Annotated in this window: 24 protein-coding genes; 5 read left to right on the forward strand and 19 right to left on the reverse strand. The window is 69.0% G+C overall.

The features are described from left to right. Nucleotides 1–6: 6 nt before the first annotated feature. The 9 genes from ABNX08_RS02430 to ABNX08_RS02470 form a co-directional block, all read right to left on the reverse strand. A complete protein-coding gene (locus ABNX08_RS02430) occupies nucleotides 7–240 on the reverse strand; it encodes a Fis family transcriptional regulator (RefSeq protein WP_022533577.1) in 234 nt (77 codons plus the stop codon). Then, complete coding sequence (gene dusB / locus ABNX08_RS02435; RefSeq protein WP_349605516.1) at nucleotides 237–1,307, reverse strand: tRNA dihydrouridine synthase DusB; 1,071 nt, start codon at nucleotides 1,305–1,307, stop codon at nucleotides 237–239. The genes ABNX08_RS02430 and dusB overlap by 4 nt, the downstream gene beginning before the upstream one ends. Nucleotides 1,308–1,679: 372 nt before the next feature. Continuing rightward, the gene (locus ABNX08_RS02440; RefSeq protein ID WP_022533579.1) at nucleotides 1,680–2,909 is read right to left on the reverse strand and encodes a UbiH/UbiF/VisC/COQ6 family ubiquinone biosynthesis hydroxylase; all 1,230 of its coding nucleotides are present in this window, start codon (nucleotides 2,907–2,909) and stop codon (nucleotides 1,680–1,682) included. After that, on the reverse strand, nucleotides 2,890–3,369 hold the full coding sequence (locus tag ABNX08_RS02445; protein ID WP_349605518.1) for a hypothetical protein: 480 nt from the start codon (nucleotides 3,367–3,369) through the stop codon (nucleotides 2,890–2,892). The genes ABNX08_RS02440 and ABNX08_RS02445 overlap by 20 nt, the downstream gene beginning before the upstream one ends. Then, a complete protein-coding gene (locus ABNX08_RS02450) occupies nucleotides 3,366–4,769 on the reverse strand; it encodes an aminopeptidase P N-terminal domain-containing protein (RefSeq protein WP_349605519.1) in 1,404 nt (467 codons plus the stop codon). Before ABNX08_RS02450 ends, ABNX08_RS02445 begins: the two co-directional genes overlap by 4 nt. Nucleotides 4,770–4,875: 106 nt before the next feature. Next, nucleotides 4,876–5,613 carry an N-acetylmuramate alpha-1-phosphate uridylyltransferase MurU gene (murU, locus tag ABNX08_RS02455; protein WP_349605702.1) on the reverse strand — a complete coding sequence of 246 codons (738 nt, stop codon included), beginning with the start codon at nucleotides 5,611–5,613 and terminating at the stop codon, nucleotides 4,876–4,878. Further along, nucleotides 5,613–5,936, reverse strand: a complete 324-nt coding sequence (locus ABNX08_RS02460; protein ID WP_022533583.1) for an AzlD domain-containing protein — start codon at nucleotides 5,934–5,936, stop codon at nucleotides 5,613–5,615. The genes murU and ABNX08_RS02460 overlap by 1 nt, the downstream gene beginning before the upstream one ends. Continuing rightward, on the reverse strand, nucleotides 5,933–6,625 hold the full coding sequence (locus ABNX08_RS02465) for an AzlC family ABC transporter permease (RefSeq protein WP_349605703.1): 693 nt from the start codon (nucleotides 6,623–6,625) through the stop codon (nucleotides 5,933–5,935). The genes ABNX08_RS02460 and ABNX08_RS02465 overlap by 4 nt, the downstream gene beginning before the upstream one ends. Before the next feature lie 96 nt (nucleotides 6,626–6,721). Continuing rightward, nucleotides 6,722–7,756: a phosphotransferase gene (locus ABNX08_RS02470; RefSeq protein WP_349605521.1), complete on the reverse strand. Its 1,035-nt coding sequence runs from the start codon at nucleotides 7,754–7,756 to the stop codon at nucleotides 6,722–6,724. Between the two features lie 202 nt (nucleotides 7,757–7,958). Here ABNX08_RS02470 and ABNX08_RS02475 point away from each other — a divergent pair, with 202 nt between their 5' ends. The 5 genes from ABNX08_RS02475 to trpS are packed head-to-tail and all read left to right on the forward strand — an operon-like array spanning nucleotide 7,959 to nucleotide 14,961. Next, a complete protein-coding gene (locus tag ABNX08_RS02475; protein WP_349605522.1) occupies nucleotides 7,959–10,397 on the forward strand; it encodes an LPS-assembly protein LptD in 2,439 nt (812 codons plus the stop codon). A gap of 9 nt (nucleotides 10,398–10,406) precedes the next feature. Beyond that, on the forward strand, nucleotides 10,407–11,879 hold the full coding sequence (locus ABNX08_RS02480; protein WP_022533587.1) for a peptidylprolyl isomerase: 1,473 nt from the start codon (nucleotides 10,407–10,409) through the stop codon (nucleotides 11,877–11,879). A gap of 29 nt (nucleotides 11,880–11,908) precedes the next feature. Beyond that, complete coding sequence (pdxA, locus tag ABNX08_RS02485; protein ID WP_022533588.1) at nucleotides 11,909–13,015, forward strand: 4-hydroxythreonine-4-phosphate dehydrogenase PdxA; 1,107 nt, start codon at nucleotides 11,909–11,911, stop codon at nucleotides 13,013–13,015. 19 nt (nucleotides 13,016–13,034) lie between these two features. After that, nucleotides 13,035–13,877: a 16S rRNA (adenine(1518)-N(6)/adenine(1519)-N(6))-dimethyltransferase RsmA gene (gene rsmA, locus ABNX08_RS02490; protein WP_022533589.1), complete on the forward strand. Its 843-nt coding sequence runs from the start codon at nucleotides 13,035–13,037 to the stop codon at nucleotides 13,875–13,877. 49 nt (nucleotides 13,878–13,926) lie between these two features. Next, nucleotides 13,927–14,961, forward strand: a complete 1,035-nt coding sequence (gene trpS / locus ABNX08_RS02495; RefSeq protein ID WP_022533590.1) for a tryptophan--tRNA ligase — start codon at nucleotides 13,927–13,929, stop codon at nucleotides 14,959–14,961. A gap of 57 nt (nucleotides 14,962–15,018) precedes the next feature. On the opposite strand, the gene ABNX08_RS02500 is transcribed toward trpS, so the two are convergent. From ABNX08_RS02500 to ABNX08_RS02545, 10 genes are all read right to left on the reverse strand, one after another. Then, entirely contained in the window at nucleotides 15,019–15,885 is an 867-nt protein-coding gene (locus ABNX08_RS02500) for a DMT family transporter (RefSeq protein WP_051369852.1), read from the reverse strand. 50 nt (nucleotides 15,886–15,935) lie between these two features. Next, nucleotides 15,936–16,343 (reverse strand): lactoylglutathione lyase, encoded by a 408-nt coding sequence (gloA, locus tag ABNX08_RS02505; protein ID WP_022533592.1) that lies wholly within the window; start codon nucleotides 16,341–16,343, stop codon nucleotides 15,936–15,938. A 96-nt stretch (nucleotides 16,344–16,439) separates the two neighbouring features. Further along, nucleotides 16,440–17,300 carry a M48 family metallopeptidase gene (locus ABNX08_RS02510; protein ID WP_022533593.1) on the reverse strand — a complete coding sequence of 287 codons (861 nt, stop codon included), beginning with the start codon at nucleotides 17,298–17,300 and terminating at the stop codon, nucleotides 16,440–16,442. Beyond that, nucleotides 17,297–18,061 (reverse strand): 1-acyl-sn-glycerol-3-phosphate acyltransferase, encoded by a 765-nt coding sequence (locus tag ABNX08_RS02515; RefSeq protein WP_022533594.1) that lies wholly within the window; start codon nucleotides 18,059–18,061, stop codon nucleotides 17,297–17,299. Before ABNX08_RS02515 ends, ABNX08_RS02510 begins: the two co-directional genes overlap by 4 nt. 34 nt (nucleotides 18,062–18,095) lie before the next feature. Beyond that, the gene (gmhB, locus tag ABNX08_RS02520) at nucleotides 18,096–18,683 is read right to left on the reverse strand and encodes a D-glycero-beta-D-manno-heptose 1,7-bisphosphate 7-phosphatase (protein WP_022533595.1); all 588 of its coding nucleotides are present in this window, start codon (nucleotides 18,681–18,683) and stop codon (nucleotides 18,096–18,098) included. 33 nt (nucleotides 18,684–18,716) lie between these two features. Next, a complete protein-coding gene (glyS, locus tag ABNX08_RS02525; protein WP_022533596.1) occupies nucleotides 18,717–20,840 on the reverse strand; it encodes a glycine--tRNA ligase subunit beta in 2,124 nt (707 codons plus the stop codon). Nucleotides 20,841–20,877: 37 nt separating this feature from the next. Continuing rightward, complete coding sequence (locus tag ABNX08_RS02530) at nucleotides 20,878–21,507, reverse strand: hypothetical protein (RefSeq protein ID WP_022533597.1); 630 nt, start codon at nucleotides 21,505–21,507, stop codon at nucleotides 20,878–20,880. Then, complete coding sequence (gene glyQ, locus ABNX08_RS02535) at nucleotides 21,504–22,466, reverse strand: glycine--tRNA ligase subunit alpha (RefSeq protein WP_022533598.1); 963 nt, start codon at nucleotides 22,464–22,466, stop codon at nucleotides 21,504–21,506. The genes ABNX08_RS02530 and glyQ overlap by 4 nt, the downstream gene beginning before the upstream one ends. Before the next feature lie 571 nt (nucleotides 22,467–23,037). Beyond that, nucleotides 23,038–24,639 (reverse strand): apolipoprotein N-acyltransferase, encoded by a 1,602-nt coding sequence (gene lnt, locus ABNX08_RS02540; RefSeq protein ID WP_349605525.1) that lies wholly within the window; start codon nucleotides 24,637–24,639, stop codon nucleotides 23,038–23,040. After that, nucleotides 24,636–25,523 (reverse strand): HlyC/CorC family transporter, encoded by an 888-nt coding sequence (locus ABNX08_RS02545; RefSeq protein WP_022533601.1) that lies wholly within the window; start codon nucleotides 25,521–25,523, stop codon nucleotides 24,636–24,638. The genes lnt and ABNX08_RS02545 overlap by 4 nt, the downstream gene beginning before the upstream one ends. Nucleotides 25,524–25,532: the final 9 nt, after the last annotated feature.

Here is a 25,532-nt window from a genome sequence, read left to right on the forward strand (position 1 = left end):
TCAAATTCAAAGTAAACCGTGCTGCTGCAGCTTCTTGCGCAGCGTATTGCGATTGATGCCGAGGTAGGCGGCAGCCAGCGACTGGTTGCGCTCGGCGCGCAGCATCACGGCCTCGAGCAGTGGCCTTTCCACCGCCTCGAGCACCATGTTGTACATATTGGACGGCTCTTCGCCGTCCAGGTCGCGAAAGTACGTGTCCAGGCTTTCCCGGATGCACTGGTCGATAGCGTTGCGGCTCATGCGGCAAGCAACTCCCCGTTTTTGTTGTTGTTCGCTTCGTCTTTTTCGTTTGCCTGCGGTGCGGCGTCGTCCACGTACACCAGCCGGTCCGAGAACTGCGCCTGCTCGTCGAAGAACGCGTTGACCGCTGCCAGTTGCTCGGTGGTGGATTCCAGCGTGTTCATGCGATGGCGGAACAGGTTCGCGCCGCGCAGCCCGCGCGTGTACCAGGCAATATGCTTGCGCGCGGTGCGCACGCCGGTGAACTCGCCGTAGAAGGCGTAGTGGTCCTCCAGGTGCGCGTTCATGATCGCGCGGATCTCGGCCACTTCCGGCGACGGCAGCAACTCACCGGTCTTCAGGAAGTGTTCGATCTCACGGAACAGCCACGGCCGGCCCTGCGCCGCGCGGCCGATCATGATCGCGTCCGCGCCGGTCAGTGCCAGCACCTCTTTGGCCTTGTGCGGCGTGGTGATGTCGCCGTTGGCGACCACCGGGATCGAGAGCGCTGCCTTGACCGCGGCAATGGTCTCGTACTCGGCGTCGCCGTGGTACAGGTCGGCGCGGGTGCGCCCGTGGATGGTGAGCATGCTGATGCCCGCGTCCTGCACCATGCGCGCGATGCGCAGCGCGTTGCGGTTCTCGCGGTTCCAGCCGGTGCGGATCTTCAGCGTGACCGGCACGCGCTCGCCGACGGCGGCGACCACCGCCTCGACGATGCGCACCACCAGCGGCTCGTTCTGCAGCAGCGCCGAGCCGGCGGCGACGTTGCACACCTTCTTGGCCGGGCAGCCCATGTTGATGTCGATGATCTGCGCGCCGCGGTCCACGTTGTAGCGTGCGGCCTCGGCCATCATCGACGGTTCGGCGCCGGCGATCTGCACGGCGATGGGCTCGACCTCGCCGGCATGGTTGGCGCGGCGCATGGTCTTCTCGCTCTTCCACAACTGTGCGTTGGACGCCACCATCTCCGAGACCGCATAGCCCGCACCGAGCTGCTTGCACAGCTGGCGGAACGGCCGGTCCGTCACGCCCGCCATCGGGGCGACGAACAGGTTATTGCGGAGTTGATGCGGTCCGATCTGCACGATTGGGCGGTGGTGGTGTGGCGATCCTGCGGGCCATGCCGTCCTTGCCGCGCGTTTTGCGCCATGAGGGAACCGGACAGCCTGCTTTGAAACGGAAGACGAAACGGTAAAACATGCCCCTGCCGAAACTGCGGCCGGCGGTGGATCGGGGCATGTGCGAGGGCAGGATTCTACCGCCAAACGGCCGCGACTGCCCAATATTTGAGCATCCATGACCGTTTTGCAGACAGAACGTGGCGCAAATGCCGCCGCATGGGCGGCGCCGGGGCAATGATGGCGGGGCGGGCGGGCGGACCGTTGCGCGGGGCGGGGCAATTCGCTTGCCCCTGGCGGAGCCACCCCGCGCGTGGCGCCCGCGCCACTGGCGCTGGCTCAGCGCCGCATGCCGAACATCATATGGCGCGCCAGTGCGTGCCGCAGCGGCGGCAGGCAGGCCAGCGCCGCCAGCGACGCGCCCCGGGCATGGGCGGCCAGCGGGTAGGAGACGCCGAACAGGCGCGGCAGCAGGTCGGTGACGCCGATCGTGACCGCGCGGTCCAGCCGGTGCCGGCTGGCAAAGGCCTGCAGCGCCTGCGGCGTACAGGCGGTGCGCAGCGAGTCGGCCAGCGCGAACGCATCGCGCAGGCCCAGGTTAAGCCCCTGGCCTGCCACCGGGTGCAGCGTCTGCGCCGCATTGCCGACCGCGGCCACGCGGCCGTTGACGGTGACCGGCGCGGCGTTCAGCCCCAGCGGAAAGGCATGGCGCTTGCCCGCCAGCGTGAAATGTCCCATGCGGTCGCCGAACGCCTTGCCCAACTCCTCGGCGAACTCGGCTTCGGGCAGCGCAATGCGGCGCGCCGCCTGTTCCGACGGGCAGCACCACACCAGCGCGTAGCCTTGCACGCCGTGCTCGTCGTGCGGCAGCAGCGCCAGCGGGCCTTCCTCGGTAAAGCGCTCCCAGGCCCAGCCCGGCTGCGGACGCGAGCAGGCGACATGGGCGATCACCGCGGTCTGGCGATAGTCGCGCGTGCGCGCGCCGCGCCCCTGGTGCGCGGCCTGCTCGTGGAACAGCCCGCCCTCGGCCTGCACCACCAGGCACGTGGCAAAGCGCGCCAGCTGGCCGTCGTGGGCGGTGCCGGTCAGGTGCACGTGGCCGGTATCGGCGTCATCCGCGGCGCGTGGCAGCGGATCCTGCTCGATCTGGTCGATGCGGGTCTCGAACACGCGCAGCAGACGGTCCTCCCCGGCGGCCTGCGCGGCGCGGCCGAGAGCGCGTTCCAGCACGTCGCAAAGCTCGCCATAGCGCACCACGTAGCCGAGCGCCGGCACGTCGTAGTCGTCATGGTGCAGCCGTACGTGGCCGAAGCGGCCGCGCTGCGACACATGGATATGTTCGATCGGGCTGCCGGCCACGGGCCAGGCGCCGATCTGCTCCAGCAGCTGGCGGCTGCCGTGCGACAGCGCGATTGCGCGCGGGTCGCGTGCGGCGCGTGCCGGCGTGGCGGCATCGATCAGCGTGACGCGCCAGTCGGTGGTGTGCAGCAGCTGGCAGGCCAGCGCCAGCCCGACCGGGCCGCCGCCGACGATGGCGATATCGCGGATATCAGCTTGCGCTGCCGGCATTGTTGCTGCCTCCTGCATCGCCTCCCGCATTTGCGCCTTCAGTGCCGGCCCCGGCGCCGCGCTTCCAGCAGATCGCGTCCGAGCGCGACTTGCCGGCCGCGGCATCGCGCAGCGCATTGTCGAGCTTCTGCTGGTTGAAGCCCGGCAGCGCGCGCAGCCGCTCGACCAGCTCAGCATGGTTGGCGGCATCGAGCGGCACCACGCAGCCCTGGCCGCTATCCTCCGCGCCGATCAGGATCAGCCAGGCGTTGCCGGCCCATGGCGCACGGTTCGACACGCGCACCACCGCGCGCTCGAGGATGTCCCACGCGACTTCCTCGCGCTGGCCGTCGGGGCGGTGCACCACCACGCGGTCGTCATACAGGTTGATGATGAAGGGGTCGGACGGATCGTGCCGGGTCCCGGCATTGCTGCCGGCGGTGTCCTGGCCGGGAAAGATCCTGCGCAGCCAGCCGATCATCGCGGGTCTCCGGAAGCAGGTTGTTGGTCGCGCATCAGCGCCTCGATTTCGTCGGCGCGCACCGGCACGCCGCGCGTGATCAGCTCGCAATCGCCGTCGGTGACGATGGCATCGTCCTCGATGCGGATGCCGATATGCCAGTAGCGCTCGGGCACGTCCTCGGCCGGGCGCACGTAAATGCCGGGCTCGATGGTCAGCACCATGCCGGGCTGCAGCGGGCGCCACGGGCGCTCGCCTTCACCGGTGTGGCTGGCCACGCGGTATTCGCCCACGTCGTGCACATCCATCCCGAGCCAGTGGCCGGTGCGGTGCATGTAGAAGCGGCGGTAGCTGCCGCTGGCGAGCACGTCGTCGAGCGTGCCTTCCTTGTTGCGGTCGAGCAGGCCGGTATCGAGCATGCCCTGCGCCAGCACGCGCACGGCGGCGTCGTGCGGCACGTTGTAGGGGACGCCCGCGCGGGTTTCGGCGATGGCGGCTTCCTGGGCGGCCACCACCAGGTCGTACAGCTCGCGCTGCGCCGGCGAGAAGCGGCCCGACACCGGGAATGTGCGGGTGATATCCGAGGCGTAGCCGTCCAGCTCGCAGCCGGCGTCGATCAGGCACAGGTCGCCGTCCTTCAGCTCGGCCGGGCCGGCGCGGTAGTGCAGCACGCAGGCGTTGGGGCCGGCCGCGACGATCGAGTTGTAGGCCACGCTCTGCGCGCCGTGGCGACGGAATTCATAGAGCAGCTCGGCTTCGAGGTGGTACTCGCGCAGCCCGGCGCGCGTGGCCTGCATCGCGCGCACATGGGCGCCGGCGGAGATTTCGCCGGCCCGGCGCATGATGGCCAGCTCGCCCGCGTCCTTGAACAGGCGCATCTCGTCGAGCAGCTTGCGGATATCGAGCGCGACCGAGGGCGCGGCCACGCCGGCGCGGCCCTGCATGCGCACGGCGTCCATCCAGCGGCGCATCTGCACGTCGGTGCGGGTCGAGTCGGCGAGCGGGTAGGCCAGCTGGGCGCGGTTGGCCAGCAGCGACGGCAGCGTGGCGTCGATCTCTTCGACCGAATGCGCTTCATCGAAGCCGAATGCGGCGCGCGCGCCTTCCGGGCCGAAGCGGAAACCGTCCCAGATCTCGCGCTCTTCGTGCTTGGGGCGGCAGAACAGGATGCTGCGGTCGGCGTCGGCGGGGTCGCCGGGCGCGCCGGCCACCAGCACCAGCACGGCCTCGGGCTCGGTAAAGCCGGTCAGGTAGTAGAAATAGCTGTCGTGCCGGTACGGGTAGTCGCTGTCGCGGTTGCGCATGGCTTCCGGCGCGGTGGGCAGGATCGCCACGCCACCGCCACCGGCGCGCAGGTGCTGCAGCACACGGGCGCGGCGGTCGCGACAGGCGGCGAGGAGGGCGTTGTCGGGTGCGGACATGTCAGGGCCTGGATGAGGAGGATCAGGCCGATTCTACCGCCGCTGGGCGTCCCGCTGCGTCGGTGGAGCGAAAGCCGTGTGGCGCGGCGGGGTCCTGGCGTGCGCGCTAGCGCCCTTGCGCGGCGGCGCGGGCGGGTACCAGCGAGGCATCCAGCTCGGCCAGCTGCCCCGGCGTCCCCACGTTCTCCCAGCGCCCGTCAAAACGCTCAGCGCTTGCGGTGCCGGCAGCGATGGCGGCGTGATAGGTCGGCGTCATCGCCACCCGGGTGCCGGGCGCGATGGCGGTGAAGAAGCGCGTGTCATACAGCCCGATGTTGCCGAAGGTGAGCCGTTCGCCATTTGCCGGATGCTCGTCCAGCGACAGCCGGCCTTGCGCATCCATCGCGAAGTCGCCGCGCGGATGGAACGGCGGGTTCGGCACCATCACCAGGTGCATGCGCGGCTCGGCCGCGCCGGCCAGCCCCGCGGCGCGCGGCAGCAGCGCGCGGAAGGCGTAGTCGCAGAAGATATCGCCGGACACGGCCAGGAAGATCTCGCCGCGCTCCGGGGCGTGCGACAGCAGCGGCAGGGCCTTGGCGATGCCGCCGGCGGTTTCCAGCGCCTCGCCTTCGGGCGAGTATGCAATGCGCACGCCGAAACGGCTGCCGTCGCCCAGCGCCGCCTCGATCTGCTCGCCCAGCCAGGCGTGGTTGATGACAATGTCGCGCAGGCCGGCACGCGCCAGCGCCTCGATCTTCCAGACGATCAGCGGCTTGCCGCCCACCGCCAGCAGCGGCTTGGGACGGCTATCGGTCAGCGGCCGCATGCGGTCGCCGCGGCCGGCGGCGAAGATCATGGTCTTTATCAAAACAGGGCCTCCAGGGCGAGCAGCGTGGCCATGCCGCCGGCAATGGTCCAGCCTACGCTGCGGGTACGTGCGGCAATCAGGATGGCGACCACGCCGGCCACCAGCCGCGCGTTGGTCGGGCTCAGGGCGAGCTCGCCGTGCTGCATCAGCAGGTCGGGCGCGATCAGCGCCGACAGCATGGCCGCCGGCACGAACTGCAGCGCGGTGCGGAACCACGACGGCAGCCGCACGCGGCCTTCCACGGCGATAAACGACAGGCGGATCAGGAAAGTGGCCAGGCCCGCGGCAAGGAAGACCCACAGCAGGGTCATCGAATTCATGCAGCCTCCTTGCCGGCCGACCCGGCATGGCTGGCTGCACGCGGACCCGGGCGGTTGCCGCGGCCCAGCACCAGCATGCCCACGGCAATGCCGCCAAGCGCAGCCACCATCAGGCCGAGCTTGTGCGGCAGGCTGTAGCAGGCCACCGCCAGCACAGTCGCAGCCAGCGCTGCGGCCACGTGCGAACGGTGCTTCAGGCCCGGCACGATGATGCCGATGAAGGTCAGCGGCAGGAAGAAGTCCAGCGGCCAGTCGCGCGGCACCTGCGCGCCGACCAGCACGCCTGCCAGCGTCGACAGCTGCCAGCTGGCCCACAGCGCAAAGCCGCCGCCAAAGTAATACCAGTGGCGATACTGCGCACGCGGGCCGGTATCACCCAGCCGGTGCGTCATCGCGGCGAAGGCTTCGTCGGTCAGCAGGTAGGCGATCAGCGCCTTCCAGCGCCGCGGCAGGTGCGCCAGCGTGGGCGCGATGGTGGCGGAATACAGCGCGTGGCGCAGGTTGACCATCGCCACCGTCAGCGTGATCACCACCGCCGGCGTGCCGGCGGTCCACAGCTGGGTCAGGATCATCTGCGAGGCGCCCCCGAACACGATCGCGCTCATGGCGCAGGCCAGCCAGGCGGGCATGCCGGCACCGACGGCCAGCACGCCGTAGATCAGCCCGAACGGCACCACGCCCAGCAGCATCGGGGCGAGGGCGCGCGCGCCGGCCAGCCATTCGCCGGCGGCGGTGATGGCGGGCGCGCCATCGGGGTTCGGGCGGTTGGCTTCAGGCACGGCGCGTCAGAAGGTGTAGCCGGCCGGGCTGGCCACGCCTTCGAGCGCGTCCAGCAGCCGGATCAGCTTGCGCAGCTCAGTGTAGCGGCCGGCCACCTGGCGCGTGTACTTGAGCACCAGCGGCAGGTTGGCCAGGTAGCCGTCCTTGCCGTCGCGATGGTACAGGCGCGCGAAGATGCCCAGCACCTTCAGATGGCGCTGCAGGCCCATCCACTCGAAGTCGCGGTAGAACTCGCCGAAGTCGGCATTGACCGGCAGGCCGGCCTTGCGCGCGCGCTCCCAGTAGCGGATCAGCCAGTCCAGCTGCTGCTCCTCGTCCCATTCGATATAGGCGTCGCGCCACAGCGAGACCGCGTCATAGGTAATCGGGCCGATCACCGCGTCCTGGAAGTCCAGCACGCCCGGGTTGGCGCCGCCGTCGAGCACCATCAGGTTGCGCGAGTGGTAATCCCGGTGCACGTAGACCTGCGGCTGCGCCAGGTTGTTGGCAAGCAGCGTGTCCATCACTTCGCGCAGGTCGGCCTGCTGACCGTCGCTCAGCGTGGCCCCCAAATGTCTGGCTATATACCACTGCGGGAACAGGTCGAGCTCGCGCTGCAGCAGGGCGCGGTCGTAGGCCGGCAGCTCGCCAGGGCGCGTGGCGGCCTGGATGCGCACCAGCGCGGCGGCGGCGTCGGCATACATGCCGTGGGCGGTGGAATCGTCCAGCCGCGACAGGTAAGTCTGGCTGCCCAGGTCGGCCAGCAGCAGGAAGCCCTGCTCCAGGTCCTGCGCCAGCACCGTCGGCACGCTCACGCCGGCATCGCCGAAGCGCTTGCACACATGGATGAACGGACGGCAGTCCTCGTGCGCCGGCGGCGCGTCCATCACGATGGCGGTGGGGTGCGCCGGATGGCCGGTGCTGACGCGGAAATAGCGCCGGAAGCTGGCGTCGGCCGAGGCGGGGGCGCAGGAGTCAGGATCGGCGGACCATGCCGGTCCGAGTCCGGACACCCAGGCCTTGAGCTGGTCCAGGCGCGGGTCGTGGGGGAGAGCTGCCATACAGGAGGGGCGCGGAAATAAAGAAATGAAACCGAACGTAAGCCGGAAGAGGAGCTTTGGTTGCCCCGTATAATACCCGACCAGACCCGGGCGCCGGGCGGCCCCCGGGAGGGGCCTTTCGGTGCCCCGCAGCCTGCTCCCGGCGGGAGCTGGCGGCTTGCAGGCGGGCCGCAGCCGACGCCGAGACTGACAACCCGTGCGAATGACCGAACAACGACGAACACCGAATAACAGGGCCTTGCCTTCGCCTGCCATCGGCGCCGCCCCCCGGGCCAGGCGCGCCGCCGGCCTGCACGCGGGCGCGCTGCGGCCGCTGGTGCTGGCCATGGCCGGCTTGTCGGCCGGGGCCCAGGCGCAGATGTCCAGCTCGGCGATCCCCGACCTGGACCAGGCCGAGCCGGTGTTCGAAGCCGCGCCGGCCGTGCCCCAACTGCCCGCGGTCTCCGGCGAAATCGTGCCGCGGCTTGCCGAGCCCCCCACGAAGAGCGAGCCCGATTCCAACGCTCCCGTCTTTATCGAGGGCGACCGCATGACCGGCTACAGCGAGCGCGGGGTCGAGCTCGAAGGCCATGCCGAGCTGCGCCGCGACGGCGGCGTGATCAAGGGCGACAAGCTCAGCTACGACCAGGACACCGACGAGGCCTTCGCCCAGGGCAACGTGCGCATGTCGCGCAGCGGCACGCTGGCGGTCGGCCCCGAGGCCCGGGTGAAAGTCGAGGCCAACGAAGGCTACATGCTGTCGCCGGACTATTACTTCCAGCAAACCGGCGGCACCGGCAAGGCCGAGCGCATCGACTTCCTGGACAAGGATCGCAGCACCATCAAGCGCGCGTCGTACACCACCTGCTCGCCGGACAATGCCGACTGGTACTTCAGCGCGAACCAGATCGACCTGGACAGCGACCGCCAGGTGGGCGTGGCTTACGGCGGCGTGCTGAATTTCTTCGGCGTGCCGGTCGCGGCGGCGCCGGTGTTCAGCTTCCCGCTCAACGACGATCGCCGCAGCGGTTTCCTGCCGCCGCTGATGGGCTACGGCTCGCGCTCGGGCTTCGACCTGACGACGCCGTACTACGTCAATATCGCGCCCAACCGCGACCTGACGATCTACCCGCGCCTGATGACCGAGCGCGGCCTGCAACTTGGCGGCGAGTACCGCTACCTGGGCCAGGGCTACTCCGGGCGCGTGCGCGCCGAGTTCCTGCCCGACGACCAGAAGACCAACTCGAACCGCTGGGCCTACTCGATCCAGCACAACCAGAACCTGGCCAAGGGGCTCAACGCCTACCTGAATATCAACCGGGTCTCCGACGACCAGTACCCGGACGATTTCAACCGCAGCGTGGCGCAGTCCGCGCAACGCCAGTACCTGCAGGAAGGCGGCGTCACCTACAACTGGCAGGATTTCTTCCTGATGGCGCGGGTGCAGAAGTTCCAGACCCTGCGCCCGAGCGAGCCGTCCTACGAGCGCGTGCCGCAGCTCAACGGCAAGTACCTGCGCTATGACCTGGGCGGCTTTGACGTGCAGGTCGAAGCGGACTACACGCGTTTCCGCATCCCGCTGACGTCCACCGGCTTCCAGCAGCCGCAGGGCGAGCGCATGTTCATCCAGCCGAGCATCAGCTACCCGATCGTGCGTGCGGGCTGGTACGTGACGCCGAAGGTCACCTTCAACGCGACCCAGTACCAGATGGAGTCGGCCACCAACACGCCGACCGCGCAGGACAACTTTTCGCGCGTGCTGCCGACCGTCAGCCTGGACTCGGGCATGACCTTCGAGCGCGATGCGCCCAGCATCAGCCGGATGTTCGGCGTGAACTACGTGCAGACGCTGGAACCGCGTTTGTTCTACGTCTACACGCCGTTCCGCGACCAGAGCCAGTTCCCGCTGTTCGATACGGTGCAGTCGGACTTCGGCTACGGGCAGATCTTCAGCGAGAACCCGTTCACCGGCTATGACCGCATCGCCGACAACAACAAGCTGACCGGCGGCCTGACCACGCGCCTGATCGAGGCCGATACCGGCATCGAACGCTTCCGCGGCACCATCGCGCAGCGCTACGACTTTACCGGGCAGCGCGTGCAGATCAACGGTACCGTCGCCGATCCGAAGCCGGGCGCCTCCGACCTGCTGGCGGCCACCACCATCCAGATGTTCCGTGGCTACTATCTGGACATGGGTGTGCAGTACAACCTGGATACGGACCGGATCAACTATGGCAACGTGGCGTTCGCGTACCGCCCGGAGCCGCGCAAGGTGATCAATGCGGGCTACCGCTATCGTCGCCCGACCACGGTGACGGACAATACCGCGATCGACCAGTTCGAGGTGTCGGGCCAGTGGCCGATCACGCGCCGGGCCTATGGCATCGCGCGCTTTGCCTTCGACCTGGCCGCCAGCCAGATGGTCGACACGCTGGCCGGCATCGAGTACGCGGCGGACTGCTGGGTCGGCCGCGTGGTCTACCAGCGTTTCCGCAACACCACGCAGGGTTACACCGGGCGGGTCTTCCTGCAGGTGGAGTTCCGTGGCCTTTCCAAGATCGGTTCCAACCCGTTGAATATCCTCCGCCTGAACGTGCCGGGCTACGAGCCCGTGACCGCCAAGCCGGTGCCAACGACCCAGTTCGATCACTATGAATGACGGATTAAGATGAAACGTCAAGAATTCGCTGTGTTTTCCTTTCTCCTGACGTCGTGGCACCGCCTGCTGCTGCCCGCCGTGCTGGCGGCGCTGGCCCTGCCCGCCGCCGCCCAGCTCAAGGCGCCCGGGGCGTCGCGCGCCACTGGCATCTTCGTGCCGCAGTCCTCCGACGTCACCGCGCCGGCGAGCCAGCCCAAGCTGGGCGTGCCGCAAGCCGGCGGCCAGAAGCGTTCGCAACTGGTCGACGAAGTGGTCGCGGTGGTCAATAACGGCGTGATCACGCGGCGCGAGCTGCTCGACCGCGCCGACGAGATCGAAGGCCAGCTGCGCGCCGCCGGCCGCCCGGTGCCGCAGCGCCCCGACCTGCTGGGTGAGGTGCTGGAGCGCCTGGTGATGGAGCGCGTGCAGATCCAGGCCGCGCAGGACGCCGGCATCCGCGTGACCGACCAGGAAATCGACCGCGCCATCGAATCGGTGGCGCAGCAGAACCGCATGAACGCCACCGAGCTGCGCCGCCGCGTGGAAGGCAGCGGCATGACCTGGACCAAGTACCGCGATGAGCTGCGCAAGCAGGTGCAGGTGATCCGCCTGCGCGAGCGCGAGGTCGATTCGAAGGTGCAGGTCTACGACGGCGAGATCGACAACTACCTGGCAGCCCGCGGCGGCCAGGGCGCCACCGGCGGCCCGACCGAGTACAACGTGGCGCAGATCCTCGTGCGCGTGCCCGAGAACGCCTCGGACGCGCAGAAGCAGGCACTGCGCGCCAAGGCCGAAGGGTTGCTCAAGCAGGCCCAGGGCGGCGCCGATTTCGCGCAGCTGGCGCAGGCCAATTCCGAAGGTGCAGAGGCCGCCCAGGGCGGTTCGATGGGCTTCCGCGAGATCGGCCGCCTGCCGACGCAGTTCGCCAATGCGGTGGTCGACCTGCAGGCCGGCGGCGTTGCGCCGCAGGTGGTGGAGAGCGCCGCCGGCTTCCACGTGGTCAAGCTGGTGGCCAAGCGCGCGGGCGCGCCATCCGACCCGGCCGCGGCAGGGAAGATCACCCAGACCCAGGTGCGCCATATCCTGATCCGCACCGGCCCCAACATGCCCGAGGCCGAGGCGCGCCGCCAGCTCAGCACGCTGCGCGACCGCATCACCCACGGCGGCGATTTTGCCGACGCGGCCAAGCGCTTCTCGCAGGACGGCTCTGCGCAGAACGGCGGCGACCTCGGCTGGGTCTCGCCGGGCGAGCTGGTGCCCGAGTTCGAGCAGGCCATGAGCCGCCTGCGCCCGAACGAGATCTCGGAGCCGGTGGTCACGCAGTTCGGCGTGCACCTGATCCAGGTGCTGAACCGCCGCGAGACCGAGCTCTCGCCCGAGAAGCAGCGCGACTTTGCCCGCGCGGAAGTCCGCGAACAGAAGCTGCGCGCCGCGTATGATGACTGGGTACGCCAGCTGCGCTCGCAGGCGTACGTGGAGTACCGCGTCAACCGCCAGCGCTGAAGCGCGCGCCGGATCTGCCCCGACCTGCCATGCCCGACCCCCTAGCCCTGGCCATCTCGACCGGTGAACCCGCCGGCATCGGCCCCGATATCACCATCGGGGCGTTGCTGCAGCTCACCGGCGCCAACAACGGCGGCAATGGCGGCAGCGGGCACTACCGCTTCCATGTGCTGGGCGATGCCCGCCTGCTGGCCGATCGCGCCGCGGCGCTGGGCGCCACCCACGCCTGGGAGCGGCGCATTGCCGACGGCGATGTGGTGATCGAGCACATCCCGCTGGCCGTGGCGTGCGAGCCCGGGCGGCTCGATGCGCGCAACGGCCGCTATGTGCTGGCGCTGCTGGATGCCGCCATCGCCGGCTGCCGCGCGCATGGCAAGCGCGCGCCCCGATATGCAGCGATGGTCACGGCGCCGGTGCAGAAGAGCACCATCAACGACGCCGGCGTGCCCTTCACCGGCCATACCGAATACCTGGCCGAGAGCGCCCGCGTGCCGCGCGTGGTGATGATGCTGGCCGGCCCGCAGCCCGCGCACGACGGCGCCATGCTGCGCGTGGCGCTGGCCACCACCCACCTGCCGCTGCGCGCGGTGCCCGACGCGCTTTCCATCCCGCTGCTGCGGCAGACGCTGACGATCGTCGACGCCGACCTGCGCCGCTACTTCGGCATCGGGCGTCCGCGCATCCTGGTGACGGGGCTGAACCCGCACGCCGGCGAAAGCGGCCATATGGGCCGCGAAGAGATCGACATCATCGAGCCGGCGCTGGCGCAGGCGCGGGACGCCGGCATCGACGCGCGCGGCCCGTACCCGGCCGACACGCTGTTCCAGCCGCGCCACCTGCGCGATGCCGACTGCGTGCTGGCGATGTACCATGACCAGGGGCTGGCGCCGCTGAAATACGGCACTTTCGGCCACGGCGTGAACATCACGCTGGGGCTGCCCTTTATCCGTACCTCGGTGGACCACGGCACCGCGCTGGACCTGGCCGGTACCGGCCAGGCCGAGCACGGCAGCATGATCGAGGCCATCCGCAGTGCGGTCACCATGGCCGGCCACGCCAACGGCCGGCACCCCGGCGGCAACGGCGCTACGGGCCATCCCGCCCATACCAGTTCCGGCATGCAGCCGCCATGCTGAAGCCGGACGAATAAACCCCATGCGTTCAAACGTGCACCAGGGCCATGTGGCCCGCAAACGATTCGGGCAGAACTTCCTGGTCGACGACACCATCATCCACGGCATCGTCAATGCCATCAGCCCGCAGGGCGACGACGTGCTGGTCGAGATCGGCCCCGGCCTGGGTGCGCTGACCACCCCGCTGCTCGAACGGATCCCGCAGATGCAGGTGGTGGAACTCGACCGCGACCTGGTCGAGCGCCTGCGCCGCCGCTACGGCGAGCGCCTGCAGGTCCACGCCGGCGATGCGCTGGACTTCGACTTCGGCAAGCTGGAGGTGCCCGGGCGGCCGCTGCGCATCGTCGGCAACCTGCCGTACAACATTTCCAGCCCGCTCCTGTTCCACCTGATGGAGTTCGCCGATCAGGTGCGCGACCAGCACTTCATGCTGCAGAAGGAAGTGGTGGAGCGCATGGTGGCCGAGCCCGGCAGCAAGGCCTTCGGGCGGCTGTCGATCATGCTGCAGGTCCGCTACTACATGGAGCATGTGCTCGACGTGCCGCCGGGCAGCTTCAACCCGCCGCCCAAGGTCGATTCCGCCGTGGTGCGCATGATCCCTTGGCCGCGCCACCCCGATGGCCGGCTGCGCTCGCCGCATGCCGATTGCGACATTACCGTGCTGGGCGACGTGGTTACCGCGGCGTTCTCGCAGCGGCGCAAGGTGCTGCGCAATACGCTGTCGTTCCTGCGCGACCAGGTCGACTTCGACGCGATGGGCTTCGACCTGGGCCGCCGTGCCGAGGAAGTGCCCGTCGGCGAGTATGTCGAACTGGCCCGGCGCCTTGGTGGTGCAGCGCCAGGACAGGCCGGACAGGCCGCCTGACGCATCCGAATTCCGAATTTCCCGCGACTCTTTCGTGCAAGACCGTCCCATGACAGCCCAGACCCAAACCAACCGGCGTCCCGTGATCCTGACCGGCGACCGTCCCACCGGCCCGCTGCACCTCGGCCACTATGTCGGCTCGCTGAAGAGCCGCTTGGCGCTGCAGGACTCGCATGAGCAGTACCTGCTGCTGGCCGACACCCAGGCCATGACCGACAACGCGCACGATCCCGACAAGGTGCGCCGCAACGTGCTGGAAGTGGCGCTGGACTACCTGGCCGTCGGCATCGACCCGGCCAAGACCACCATCACCGTGCAGTCGCACCTGCCCGCGCTGGCCGAGCTGACGCTGATGTACCTGAACTTCGTCACGGTGGCGCGGCTCGAGCGCAACCCGACCATCAAGGAAGAGATCCAGGCGCGTGGTTTCGGGCGCGATATCCCGGCCGGCTTCCTGTGCTACCCGGCCTCGCAGGCCGCGGACATCACCGCCTTCAAGGCCCACGTGGTGCCGGTGGGCGAAGACCAGGCGCCGCTGATCGAGCAGACCAACGAGATCGTGCGCCGCATCAACCACCAGGTCGGCCGCGACGTGCTGCCCGAGTGCAAGGCCCTGATCCCCGAGTTCGGCCGCCTGCCCGGCGTGGACGGCAAGGCCAAGATGAGCAAGTCGATGGGCAACGCGATCGCGTTGGGCGCCTCGCCCGAGCAGATCAAGGCCGCGGTGCACAGCATGTACACCGACCCCAACCACCTGCGCGTGTCGGATCCGGGCCAGGTCGAGGGCAACGTGGTCTTCACCTACCTGGATGCGTTCGATCCCAATACCGAGGAAGTCAAGGGGCTGAAGGAGCACTACCAGCGCGGCGGCCTGGGCGACATGGTGCTCAAGCGCCGCATCGAGGGCATCCTGCAGGACATGCTGGCCCCGATCCGCGCGCGTCGCGAAGAGCTGGCCAAGGATCCGGACTATATATTTGACATCCTGCGCACGGGCACCGAAAAGGCGCGTGCGCTGACCCAGCAGACGCTGGACGAGGTGCGCGACGCGCTGGGGATGTTCTCGTTCGAGGCGCGCCGCTGAGGCGCGAGCAGGGCGGCGGCCCACGGCCGCCGCGGTGATAGCAGTACCCGCGGCCGCTCAGGCGCGGCGGTTGACCAGCACGATCCCCGCTAGCACCAGCAAGGCCGCCACCGCAAAGCGCGGCCCCACCGCGTCGTGCATCAGCACCACGCCGAAGGCCACGCCAAACAGCGGCGTCAGGAAGGAAAACACCGACAGCCGCGACGCCAGGTAGCGCCGCAGCAGCCAGAACCAGGTCAGGTAGCTGGCAAAGGCGATCAGCACCGACTGGTAGAACAGGCTCGCCAGCACCACGCCATCGATCTGCACGGTCGCGGTCTGGCCCGCGGCCACCGCCATCGCCAGCAGCATCACCGCCGATACCGCCAGCTGGTACAGCAGCGTCTTGCTGGCCGGTGCGCTCGCCAGCGGGCTGGCGCGCACCACCACGGTGGTCGCCGCCCACAGCGCTCCCGCCAGGATGCCCAGCGCATCGCCCAGCAGCGTACCGCCATGCGCGGACGGCGTGGCGATGCCATCGGCAAACGCGAGCGCCATCCCCACGAAAGCCAGCGCCACGCCCAGCCATTGCCCGGTGTGCAGCCGCTCGCCGGGCACCACGAAATGCAGCCCCAGCGCGGTGAAGATCGGTGCGGTGTACAGGAACACCGCCATGCGCGAGGCCGTGGTATGCCCCAGCCCGACGAAGATGCAGAAAAACTCGGCGCCGAACAGCAGCCCGGCCAGCAGCCCGGCGTTGAACGTGCCGTCGCGCCGCCAGATCGGCGTGCCGCGCCAGGCGGCAAAGCCGAACACCAGCAGCGCCGCCACCGCCGAGCGCACGCCGGCCTGCAGCACCGCGCCCATTAGCGGCGCGGTCACCTTGATCACCACCTGTTGCAGGCCCCAGGCGGCGCACAGCACCACCATCAGGCCCACCGCCATGCCGTCAAGCGGCCGGCGGGTCAGGGTTTGGGCGTCCACGGCCGGGACGCTCAGGGACGGCTGGCGTCGCGGGTGGAGTGGCGCTCGATCAGCTCGATCTTGTAGCCGTCCGGGTCTTCGACGAAGGCGATCACGGTGGTGCCGCCCTTGACCGGACCGGCTTCGCGGGTGATCTTGCCGCCGGCAGCGCGGATGCGCTCGCAGGCTGCCGCGGCGTTGTCGGTTTCCAGCGCGATATGGCCGTAGGCGGTGCCCAGGTCGTACTTGTCGACGCCGTAGTTGTAGGTCAGCTCCAGCACCGCGGTCTCGCTCTCCGGGCCGTAGCCGACGAAGGCGAGGCGGTACTTGTATTCGGAATTGTCGCTCTCGCGCAGCAGCTGCATGCCGAGAATGCGGGTGTAGAAATCGATCGAGCGCTGCAGGTCGCCGACGCGCAGCATGGTGTGGAGGAGTCGCATTTGAGGGGCCTTCAGGCGTTGTACGTATATGAAGGCGCCATTTTAGTGCGTTTGCGGGAAACGCACCGGCGAGCGGGCGCGCGGCGCCCGGCTCGCTCAGAATGTCGGCAACAGCTCGGGCGGATGCGCACGCAGTTGCGCCCGCGCGTCGCGGAACTCCGGGAAGATCGATTCCACGGTCTCCCAGAAACGCGGCCCGTGGTTCATCTCTTTCAGGTGCGCCAGCTCGTGCGCCGCAACGTAGTCGATCATCGACAGCGGGAAATGCATCAGCCGCCAGTTCAGCCGGATCTTGCCATCGGCGGTGCAACTGCCCCAGCGCGTCGCGGCCGAGGTCAGTGCAAAGCCGGAATGACGTACGCCGAGCTTGTCGGCATAGACCTCCAGCCGCTCGGGCAGCAGCCGGCGCGCCTGCTGCTGCAGCCAGCCCTGCACGCGGTCCTTGATCTGCTGCTCGTCGGCATGCCCGGGCAGTGCCAGGTGCAGCATGCGGCGGTCGGCGTCGAACAGCAGCCCGCCGATCGGCGATTCCAGCGCCAGCGTCAGCGGCTGCCCGAGGAAGGGCAGGCTGGCGCCGTCGCGCCACTGCACCGTGGGCAGGATGCGGCGCGACTCGCGGTGGCGCCACTCGCCCATCTTGTTGAAGATCCAGCGCTGCTTTTCCAGGATGGCCGATTCGATGTCGGCCAGCGTGACCCAGCGCGGCGCGGTGATCGACAGCCCGCGGTCGTCGATGGTGAAGCCGATGGTGCGGCGCGACGAGCGCTTGAGCGTGTAGTGCAGCGGGCGCTCGCCGATATGCAGCAGGCGCGCGTTGGGTTGCGGCACCGGCCAGGCGGTCAGTTGCGGCGGTTCCTGGGCGAGCGGGGCAGCAGGCTGCGGCGCGTGGGCGGTTTCCGCCAGCGGCAGCTCCAGCTGTGCGCCGTCGGCGTCGGTGGCGGGGCGCAGCAGCTTCATGCGGCTGGCTCGCTCCGGAGTTCGCTACGGTAGCTCTCGGCGTCGATGCGGCGCATGTCGCGCTCGATCCATGCCGCGACTTCCTGGTTGAGCTGGTCGGCGGTCTTGTTGGCCGAGGCGATCGGCGGGCCGACCGAGATCGTCACCGTGCCCGGATACTTCAGGAACGAATTGCGCGGCCACATGCGGCCCGAGTTGACGGCCATCGGCAGCACCCAGGCACCGGTTTCCACTGCCAGGCGCGCGCCGCCGCTCTTGTAGCGCGGCCTTTCCTCGCCCGACCGCGTGCGCGTGCCCTCCGGGAACATGATGATCCAGGCGCCTTCGGCGAGCCGCTCGCGGCCCTGGCGCACGGCCGAGGCAAAGGCGCGCGTGCCTTCCTTGCGGTTGATATGGACCATCTTCAGCATGCCCAGCGCCCAGCCGAAGAACGGCACCAGCAGCAGCTCGCGCTTGAACACGAAGCACAGCGGCTTGGGCATCAGCGCCACGTAGGCTACCGTCTCCCAGGCCGACTGGTGCTTGGACAGCAGCACCACCGGCTTGTCGAGCATGCGGTCCATATGCTCATGCCCTTCGATGCGGTAATCGATGCCGCAGATGCCGCGCGCGGCCCGGATCACCATCCGCGGCCAGCCGCGCACGAAGCGGAAGCGCTGGTCGGCATTCATGAAGGGGAACACCAGGAAGCAGGCGCACGCGTAGGGCGGCGTCAGCACCAGCAGGTACAGCGCAAACAACAGGGAACGGAGAAACGTCATGCGGGGGGCGCAATTAGGGAAAAGGTGCGGGCGGTCAGCCGGCGTTCTGTGCGGGCGGGCGCTCGGCGCCGTCGTTGCCGGTCAGCCAGCGCGCGAACGCGCGCAGGTCGTCATGCACCCGCGTGCCGGGCGGCAGGCCGCCCTTGTCGAGGGTCTTGCGGCCCTTGCCGCTGAGCACCAGGTGCGGTGCGCAGCCGATCGCGACGCCGGCTTCCAGGTCGCGCAGCGAATCGCCCACGATCGGCACGCCCCGGAGCTCGATGCCGAAGCGCTCGCTGATCTCCTCGAGCATGCCCGGCTTGGGCTTGCGGCAGTCGCAGCCGTCGGCCGCCGTATGCGGGCAGAAAAACACCGCGTCGACACGCCCGCCCACGCGCGCGAGCGAGGTGTGCATCTTCTCGTGCATGGCGTTGAGCGCGCTCATCTCGAACAGCCCGCGGCCGATGCCGGACTGGTTGCTGGCGATCACCACGCGAAAGCCGGCCTGGTTGAGCGCGGCGACGGCTTCCAGGCTGCCGTCGATGGGCACCCATTCATCGGGCGTCTTGATGAACTGGTCGCTGTCGAGGTTGATCACCCCGTCGCGGTCCAGGATGACGAACTTGGGCGGCGTCTGCGGCATGTGCGGCTCCGGTGTGGCTGAGGCTGGCGCTGCTCAGGCGGCCAGCTTGGAGATGTCGGCCACGCGGTTGGCCAGCGTATGCAGCGAGGCCAGCAGCGCCAGGCGGTTGGCGCGCAGCTGCGCGTCCTCTGCCATCACCATCACGTCGTCGAAGAAGCGGTCGACCGCTTCGCGCAGCTGCGCCAGGTCGCGCAGCGCGGCGGTGAAGTCGCCGCTGGCAAAGGCAGCTTCCACCGCCGGCCGCACGCGCTCGATGGCGGCATGCAGCACGCCTTCAGCCTCTTCCTGGAGCAGCGCCGGGTTGACCGCGCCGACCGGCTCGGTGTTCTTGCGCAGGATGTTGGTGATGCGCTTGTTGGCGGCGGCCAGGGCTTCGGCCTCGGGCAGCGCGGCAAAGGTTCGCACCGCTTCCATGCGGCCGAGGATGTCGTGCAGCGTGTCGGGGCGCAGGCTGACCACGGCCTCGACCTCGTTGGTGGTGTAGCCCTTGTCCTTCAGGTAGCCGCGCACGCGGTCGTACAGGAAGTCGGTGATGGCCTCGGGCGCCGGCTTGACCGCGGCGACGCCGGCAAAGGACTGCTGCGTCAGCGCCAGCAGCGAGGCCATCGACAGCGCCAGCGGCTTCTCGATCAGCATGCGCAGGATGCCCAGCGCGTGGCGGCGCAGCGCGAATGGGTCTTTCTCGCCGGTGGGCTGCAGGCCGATGCCCCAGATCCCGACCAGGGTTTCGAGCTTGTCGGCCAGCGCCACGGCGGTGCTGACGGCGCCCTCGGGCAGCGCGTCGCCGGCAAAGCGGGGGCGGTAGTGTTCGGAGCAGGCCAGCGCCACGTCTTCGGCTTCGTCGTCGTGGCGGGCGTAGTAGGTGCCCATGGTGCCCTGCAGCTCGGGGAACTCGCCGACCATGTCGGTCAGCAGGTCGGCCTTGGCCAGCTCGGCGCCGCGCATCGCGGCGGCCTTGTCGGTCGGCACGCCGGCAGCGTTGAGCGCGTCGGCGATATGGCCGGCGATCTGCTGCAGGCGCTGCACCCGATCCAGCTGCGTGCCGATCTTGTTGTGGTAGACCACGCTGGCCAGTTGCGGCACGCGCGAGGCGAGCGTCTTCTTGCGGTCCTGGTCGAAGAAGAACTTGGCATCGGCCAGGCGCGGGCGCACCACGCGCTCGTTGCCGGTGATGATCGACTGCGGCGTCTCGGTGGCCAGGTTGGACACGATCAGGAAGCGGTTGCGCAGGTGCCCGTCGGCATCGGTCAGCGCAAAGTACTTCTGGTTGGTCTGCATGGTCAGGATCAGGCATTCCTGCGGCACTGCCAGGAAGGCTTCCTCGAAATGGCAGGCGTAGACCACCGGCCATTCCACCAGCGAATTGACCTCGTCCAGCAGCGACTCAGGCATGATCACCTGGTCGGCGCCGGCTTCGGCCAGCAGCGCGGTGCGCATGCGCTCGCGGCGCTCGGCATAACTGGCGACCACGCGGCCGGCGGACTCGAGCTGCCTGGCATAGTCGTTGGCATGGGCGATCTCGATCGCGCCATGCGACAGGAAGCGGTGGCCCTGGGTCAGGTTGCTCGCCTGCAGGCCCAGCACCGACACCGGCAGGATCTCGCTGCCGAACAGCGCGATCAGGCTGTGCGCCGGGCGCACGAAATTCACCGTGTTGCCGTCCGGGCGCTGGTAGCTCATTACCTTGGGGATCGGCAGTTTGGCGATGGTGTCTTCCAGCGCCGCCTGCAGCCCGGCGGCCAGCTCGGCGCCGCGCGCGGTGTAGCGGTAGAAGAAGGCCTCGGCCTTGCCGTCGGAGGCGCGCTCCAGCGACTGCCAGTCGATCTCGGCCACGCCGACGGACTTGGCCAGCGCGGCCAGTTTCTTGGCCAGCGGCGGGGTGGGCTCGCCGTTGGCGCCGAGTGCTACCGACAGCGGCAGGACCTTCTCGCGCTGCTCGCGGTCCGGCGCGTTGCGGCGCACGCCGGAAACCAGCGCGGCCAGCCGGCGCGGCGTGGCGAACGGCGTCACGGTGGCGCCCGTCTCAAGCAAGTCGCGCTCGCCCAGGCCTGCGAACAGGCCCTGCGCGAAGGCGTCGCCCAGACGCGCCAGCGCCTTGGGAGGCAGCTCTTCGGTGAACAGTTCGATCAGCAGCGAGTCGGTCATGGGTTGCGACATGAATCGTATCCAACAGGTTGTAGCGCGCGTCGCTGGATCAGCAGCGCGGCGAAAGATTAGGTTCCACTCCGGACAGCAGCCACAGGCCGTTCTGTTGCCGGAATTGCAGCGTGGTGTAGGCGCATTGCGCGGCCGCCGCGGCGCTAGCCGCGCCGTTGCTGCCGCCGCGGCTGCCCGCGGCCGGGAAGCGCGCATCGATGCGGCGCTGGCGTTTGTCGTAGCGGATCTCGTCGATGCGCCCGCCCACCCAGAAATCGATCTTCGGCGGCAGCTGCGCGGCCGAGTAGTACGTCTTGACCTTGCGGCGGGTGCGGCCGTCGCGCGTTTCCACCTCGACCCAGGTCAGCGGATAGCGGATCGCGCTCTCATAGGCGCGCAGCGGCACGCGGTGCCAGCCCAGGTCGCGCTGGCCGGACAGGTCGCACGAGAACGAGCGCACCAGCTGCGTCCACTGGTCGAGCGAATTCAGTGACGGACGCCAGTGGCGCGCCATGGCCAGTTGCAGCGCCTGCGGGTCGGCCTCGCACACATTGCTCAGTTCCGCCGGCAGCAGCAGCGCCTGCGGGGCGGGTGCGGCCTGCGCGCGCGCGCCGGCGGCATTGCCCGCGGCGGCCAGCGCGGCGAGCGCCATGGCGCAGCACAGCGCGCTGCGCGCCAGTTGCGTCATGCCTTGGCTCCGCCGTTGGCCCTGTTGCCGCCACACATCGGAAAGCCGAGGGCTTCGCGCGAGTCGTAGTAGGCCTGCGCCACCGCGCGCGACAGGTTGCGGATGCGGCCGATATACGCCGCGCGCTCGGTCACCGAGATCGCGCCGCGCGCATCCAGCAGGTTGAAGGTGTGCGCGGCCTTGAGCACCTGCTCGTAGGCGGGCAGCGCCAGGCGCGTGCCGGACGCGGCCTGGCCTTCCTCGCCGCCTTCGCCATTGCCCATCAGGCGCTTGGCCTCGCCTTCGTGCTCGGCGAAATGGCGGAACAGGATTTCGGTATTGCTGTGCTCAAAGTTGTAGGTCGACTGCTCGACCTCGTTCTGGTGGTACACGTCGCCGTACGTAAGGCGGCGCGTCTCGCCGTTCTCGACCCATTCGGTCCAGACCAGGTCGTAGACGTTCTCGACCTTCTGCAGGTACATCGCCAGGCGCTCGATGCCGTAGGTGATTTCGCCGGTGATGGGCTTGCAGTCGATGCCGCCGACCTGCTGGAAGTAGGTGAACTGGGTCACTTCCATGCCGTTGAGCCAGACTTCCCAGCCCAGGCCCCAGGCGCCCAGTGTGGGGTTCTCCCAGTCGTCCTCGACGAAGCGGATGTCGTTCTGCTTCAGGTCCAGGCCCAGCGCCTCGAGCGAGCCCAGGTACAGCTCCAGGATGTTCTCCGGCGCGGGCTTGAGCACCACCTGGTACTGGTAGTAGTGCTGCAGGCGGTTGGGGTTCTCGCCATAGCGCCCGTCCTTCGGGCGGCGCGACGGCTGCACGTAGGCGGCACGCCACGGCTCGGGGCCGATCGCGCGCAGGAAGGTGTGCACGTGCGAAGTCCCGGCGCCGACCTCCAGATCGATGGGTTGCAACAGCGCGCAGCCCTGCCGGTCCCAGTAGGCCTGCAGGGTCAGAATCATTTGTTGGAAGGTCAGCATATGAAGACTAGGTAGAGGCGCCCGGGGCGATGGCGCCGCCCGGCATGGTGGCCGCGCAGCGCGTGCCGTGGCCGCCGCATACGGATTTCGCCAAACCCTGAATTCTATCGGCTTTTTGGCCGGGCGCCCCGTTTGGCGGGGCCGGGGAGGGGGCCGATCGAACTTCCGGGAGCCCGCCGGATGTCGGCCTTACGCAACGCTTCGGGAAAATACCGACCCGTTTTTCAAGTGGATCGGGCGCTTGCCGATAAAGTTTTTGTATACAGTATGAGTAAGCAACCCGTTCGAGCGTTGCGATTGACATCCGTGCCGGCATGGCTGGCACGGCCGGCTGACTGCTTCAGGCAGCGGCCGGTTGTCGGTGACTGATTATCGATGGGGACTTTGACCATGACACTTCTTTCTCGCAAACCTTACCTGGTCGCAATCGCGGTCATGATCGCCGCGGCCGCCGTGTCGGTGGCGACCGGCCTGATGGGCTGAAGCGGCCCACGCGAGCCGCGCGAATTGCGCGCCTTGCGCCTATAGCGGACCCGGAAGCGCAGCGGCGATCCCGCCGCCTCCGGCGCCCTCAGCTTGCCCGGCGCACCCGCCAGGCAGCCACCCCCAGCACCAGCGCAAACAGCGCCAGCACCGGCGCATTCCCCCAGCGGATATAAGGCGTCAGCCCCTGCATGCCCTGCACCTCGGCAGTGAGCGTGCCGACCGTGAAGGTCGGCAGCCGCGCCTGCACCGTGCCGTCCGGGCGCACCACCGCGGTCATTCCGGTATTGGTCGAGCGCAGCATCGGCCGGCGCGTCTCCAGTGCGCGCATGCGCGAGATCTGCAGATGCTGGTCCAGCGCGATGGTGTCGCCGAACCAGGCCAGGTTGGTCAGGTTGGCCAGGATATTGGCCGGCGCCACCTGCTGGCGCAGGGTTTGCGCAATCTCCTCGCCGAACAAATCCTCATAACAGATATTGGGCGCCACGCGCACGCCGCGCACCGGCAGCGGCTCCTGGTCGAGCCCGCCGCGGCGGAAGTCGCCCAGCGGCATCTTCATCATGTCGACGAACCAGCGGAAGCCCAGCGGGATGAACTCGCCGAACGGCACCAGGTGGTGCTTGTTGTAGCGGTACAGCCGCTCGGTCTGCGGCCCGATGCCGAACACGCTGTTAGTGAAGTCCACCGGCGAATCCGCACCCGCCGCGCCGAACAGCACCGAGGTGCCGCTGCCCAGTGCGAAGTCGCGCACCGCCACCGCCACCTCGACCGGCAGCTCCTGCAGGATCACCGGGAAGGCGGTCTCGGGCGTCACCACCAGGTCGGCCGGCTGCGCGGTGATCATGTCGCGGTACAGCTCGAGCGAACGCTGGATGCCGGCGGCCTCGAACTTGATGTCCTGCGCCACATTGCCCTGCAGCAGCCGCACCGACAGCGGCTTGCCGGCGGGCGTGGTCCACGCCAGCGGTGCCAGTGCCGCGCCCGCCGCGGGCAGGATCAGCGCAAGCGCCAGCGCCGCCAGCGCGCGGCCGCGCGCGCCCTGGCCCAGGCTGCGCACCGCGGCTGCCAGCAGCGCCGCCACCGCGGCCGCCAGCGCGCCGATGCCGTAGACGCCGGCCAGCGGCGCAAAGCCCGCCAGCGGGCCGTCGGTATGGGCATAGCCGCCCGACAGCCACGGGAATCCGGTGAACACCACGCCGCGCAGCCATTCCGTCAGGCCCCAGGCGGCGCCGAACGCAAGCGCCGCCAGCAGCCCGGCCTGGGGCAGGCGCGCCGTCAGCCGGTGCCACAGCGCGCCGGCCAGCGCGGGCCACAGCGACAGGTAGCCCGAGAACAGCACCACTGCCAGCGCCGCCATCCACGCCGGCATCTCACCGTAGACGTGCATGCTGATATAGAGCCACCAGATGCCGGACAGGAACCAGCCCAGCCCGAAGGCAAAGCCGGTGGCCGCGGCCATGCGCGCGCGCGGCGCATCGGCCATCAGCGCGGCCAGGCCCGCCAGCGACAGGATCTGCAGCCACCACCAGTCATGCGGGGCAAAAGCTTGCGTATGGGCGATGCCGAGCACGCCGGCCAGCAGCAGCCGCGCCATGGCGGCGGCGCGCGACCGCGCTTGCGTGCCAGGCACGCCGGCAGTGTCGGCGTCGGCAGCGGCGGCGCCGTTGAGGATCGGGGCGGGACGCTTCATGCGCCGGCCACGCTCAAGCTGTCGGATTGGGATTCGCGGTGCACCTGCAGCAGGTGTACCTGCCGCGCGTCGGCGCGCAGCACTTCGAAGCGGATCGGCGGCAGGGTGATGATCTCGCCGCGGTGGGGCACATGGCCCACGTGGTTGGACAACAGCCCGCCCACGGTATCGACGTCGTGGTCGGAGAAGGCGGTGCCGAAGGCCTCGTTGAACTGGGCGATCTCGGTCAGGCCGTGCACGCGCCAGCTCCCGTCGGGCATCGGCAGGATATTGTCCTGGTCCTCGTCGAGGTCGAACTCGTCCTCGATATCGCCCACGATCTGCTCCAGCACGTCCTCGATCGTCACCAGCCCGGCCACGCCGCCGTACTCGTCCACGACGATGGCGATATGGTTGCGGTTGATGCGGAATTCGCGCAGCAGGATGTTCAGGCGCTTGGACTCGGGGATGAACACCGCCGGGCGCAGCGTTTCGCGCAGGTCGAAGGCGGGGTCGGTGTAGTAGCGCAGCAGGTCCTTGGCCAGCAGGATGCCGATGATGTTGTCACGGCTGCCTTCATAGACCGGGAAGCGCGAGTGCGCGGTCAGCTGCATGAACGGGATGAAGGTCTCCGGCGCGTCGGCGATGTTGACCATATCCATCTGCGCACGCGGCACCATGATGTCGCGCGCGGTCAGTTCGGAGACCTGGAATACGCCCTCGATCATGGAGAGCGAATCGGCATCGATCAGGTTGCGCTCGTGCGCTTCCTGGAGCACTTCAAGCAGTTCCGCTCGGGTGTCCGGTTCGGGGGAAATCAGGTCTGACAGGCGTTCGAGAAGCGATCTGGGACGATCGGTCTGCCTCAGATAGGCGGGCTTCGAACTGGGATAGGGGTCGTTCATTTCGCGGCG

The sequence above is a fragment of the Cupriavidus sp. DF5525 genome, from assembly GCF_040149425.2.
Taxonomy (GTDB): Bacteria; Pseudomonadota; Gammaproteobacteria; order Burkholderiales; family Burkholderiaceae; genus Cupriavidus; species Cupriavidus pickettii_A.

Excerpts from the sequence above, each read along its gene's own strand:
- rsmA (WP_022533589.1), top strand. The coding sequence starts at position 13,035 with ATGCGTTCAAACGTGCACCAGGGCCATGTGGCCCGCAAACGATTCGGG.
- ABNX08_RS02465 (WP_349605703.1), bottom strand. The coding sequence starts at position 6,625 with ATGCTGCTGGGCGTGGTGCCGTTCGGGCTGATCTACGGCGTGCTGGCC.
- glyS (WP_022533596.1), bottom strand. The coding sequence starts at position 20,840 with ATGTCGCAACCCATGACCGACTCGCTGCTGATCGAACTGTTCACCGAA.
- ABNX08_RS02460 (WP_022533583.1), bottom strand. The coding sequence starts at position 5,936 with ATGAATTCGATGACCCTGCTGTGGGTCTTCCTTGCCGCGGGCCTGGCC.
- ABNX08_RS02475 (WP_349605522.1), top strand. The coding sequence starts at position 7,959 with ATGACCGAACAACGACGAACACCGAATAACAGGGCCTTGCCTTCGCCT.
- ABNX08_RS02515 (WP_022533594.1), bottom strand. The coding sequence starts at position 18,061 with ATGACGTTTCTCCGTTCCCTGTTGTTTGCGCTGTACCTGCTGGTGCTG.
- ABNX08_RS02510 (WP_022533593.1), bottom strand. The coding sequence starts at position 17,300 with ATGAAGCTGCTGCGCCCCGCCACCGACGCCGACGGCGCACAGCTGGAG.
- pdxA (WP_022533588.1), top strand. The coding sequence starts at position 11,909 with ATGCCCGACCCCCTAGCCCTGGCCATCTCGACCGGTGAACCCGCCGGC.
- ABNX08_RS02545 (WP_022533601.1), bottom strand. The coding sequence starts at position 25,523 with ATGAACGACCCCTATCCCAGTTCGAAGCCCGCCTATCTGAGGCAGACC.
- trpS (WP_022533590.1), top strand. The coding sequence starts at position 13,927 with ATGACAGCCCAGACCCAAACCAACCGGCGTCCCGTGATCCTGACCGGC.
- lnt (WP_349605525.1), bottom strand. The coding sequence starts at position 24,639 with ATGAAGCGTCCCGCCCCGATCCTCAACGGCGCCGCCGCTGCCGACGCC.
- ABNX08_RS02530 (WP_022533597.1), bottom strand. The coding sequence starts at position 21,507 with ATGACGCAACTGGCGCGCAGCGCGCTGTGCTGCGCCATGGCGCTCGCC.
- ABNX08_RS02430 (WP_022533577.1), bottom strand. The coding sequence starts at position 240 with ATGAGCCGCAACGCTATCGACCAGTGCATCCGGGAAAGCCTGGACACG.
- gmhB (WP_022533595.1), bottom strand. The coding sequence starts at position 18,683 with ATGCCGCAGACGCCGCCCAAGTTCGTCATCCTGGACCGCGACGGGGTG.
- ABNX08_RS02445 (WP_349605518.1), bottom strand. The coding sequence starts at position 3,369 with ATGATCGGCTGGCTGCGCAGGATCTTTCCCGGCCAGGACACCGCCGGC.
- gloA (WP_022533592.1), bottom strand. The coding sequence starts at position 16,343 with ATGCGACTCCTCCACACCATGCTGCGCGTCGGCGACCTGCAGCGCTCG.
- ABNX08_RS02480 (WP_022533587.1), top strand. The coding sequence starts at position 10,407 with ATGAAACGTCAAGAATTCGCTGTGTTTTCCTTTCTCCTGACGTCGTGG.
- ABNX08_RS02470 (WP_349605521.1), bottom strand. The coding sequence starts at position 7,756 with ATGGCAGCTCTCCCCCACGACCCGCGCCTGGACCAGCTCAAGGCCTGG.
- ABNX08_RS02440 (WP_022533579.1), bottom strand. The coding sequence starts at position 2,909 with ATGCCGGCAGCGCAAGCTGATATCCGCGATATCGCCATCGTCGGCGGC.
- glyQ (WP_022533598.1), bottom strand. The coding sequence starts at position 22,466 with ATGCTGACCTTCCAACAAATGATTCTGACCCTGCAGGCCTACTGGGAC.
- ABNX08_RS02450 (WP_349605519.1), bottom strand. The coding sequence starts at position 4,769 with ATGTCCGCACCCGACAACGCCCTCCTCGCCGCCTGTCGCGACCGCCGC.
- ABNX08_RS02500 (WP_051369852.1), bottom strand. The coding sequence starts at position 15,885 with ATGGCGGTGGGCCTGATGGTGGTGCTGTGCGCCGCCTGGGGCCTGCAA.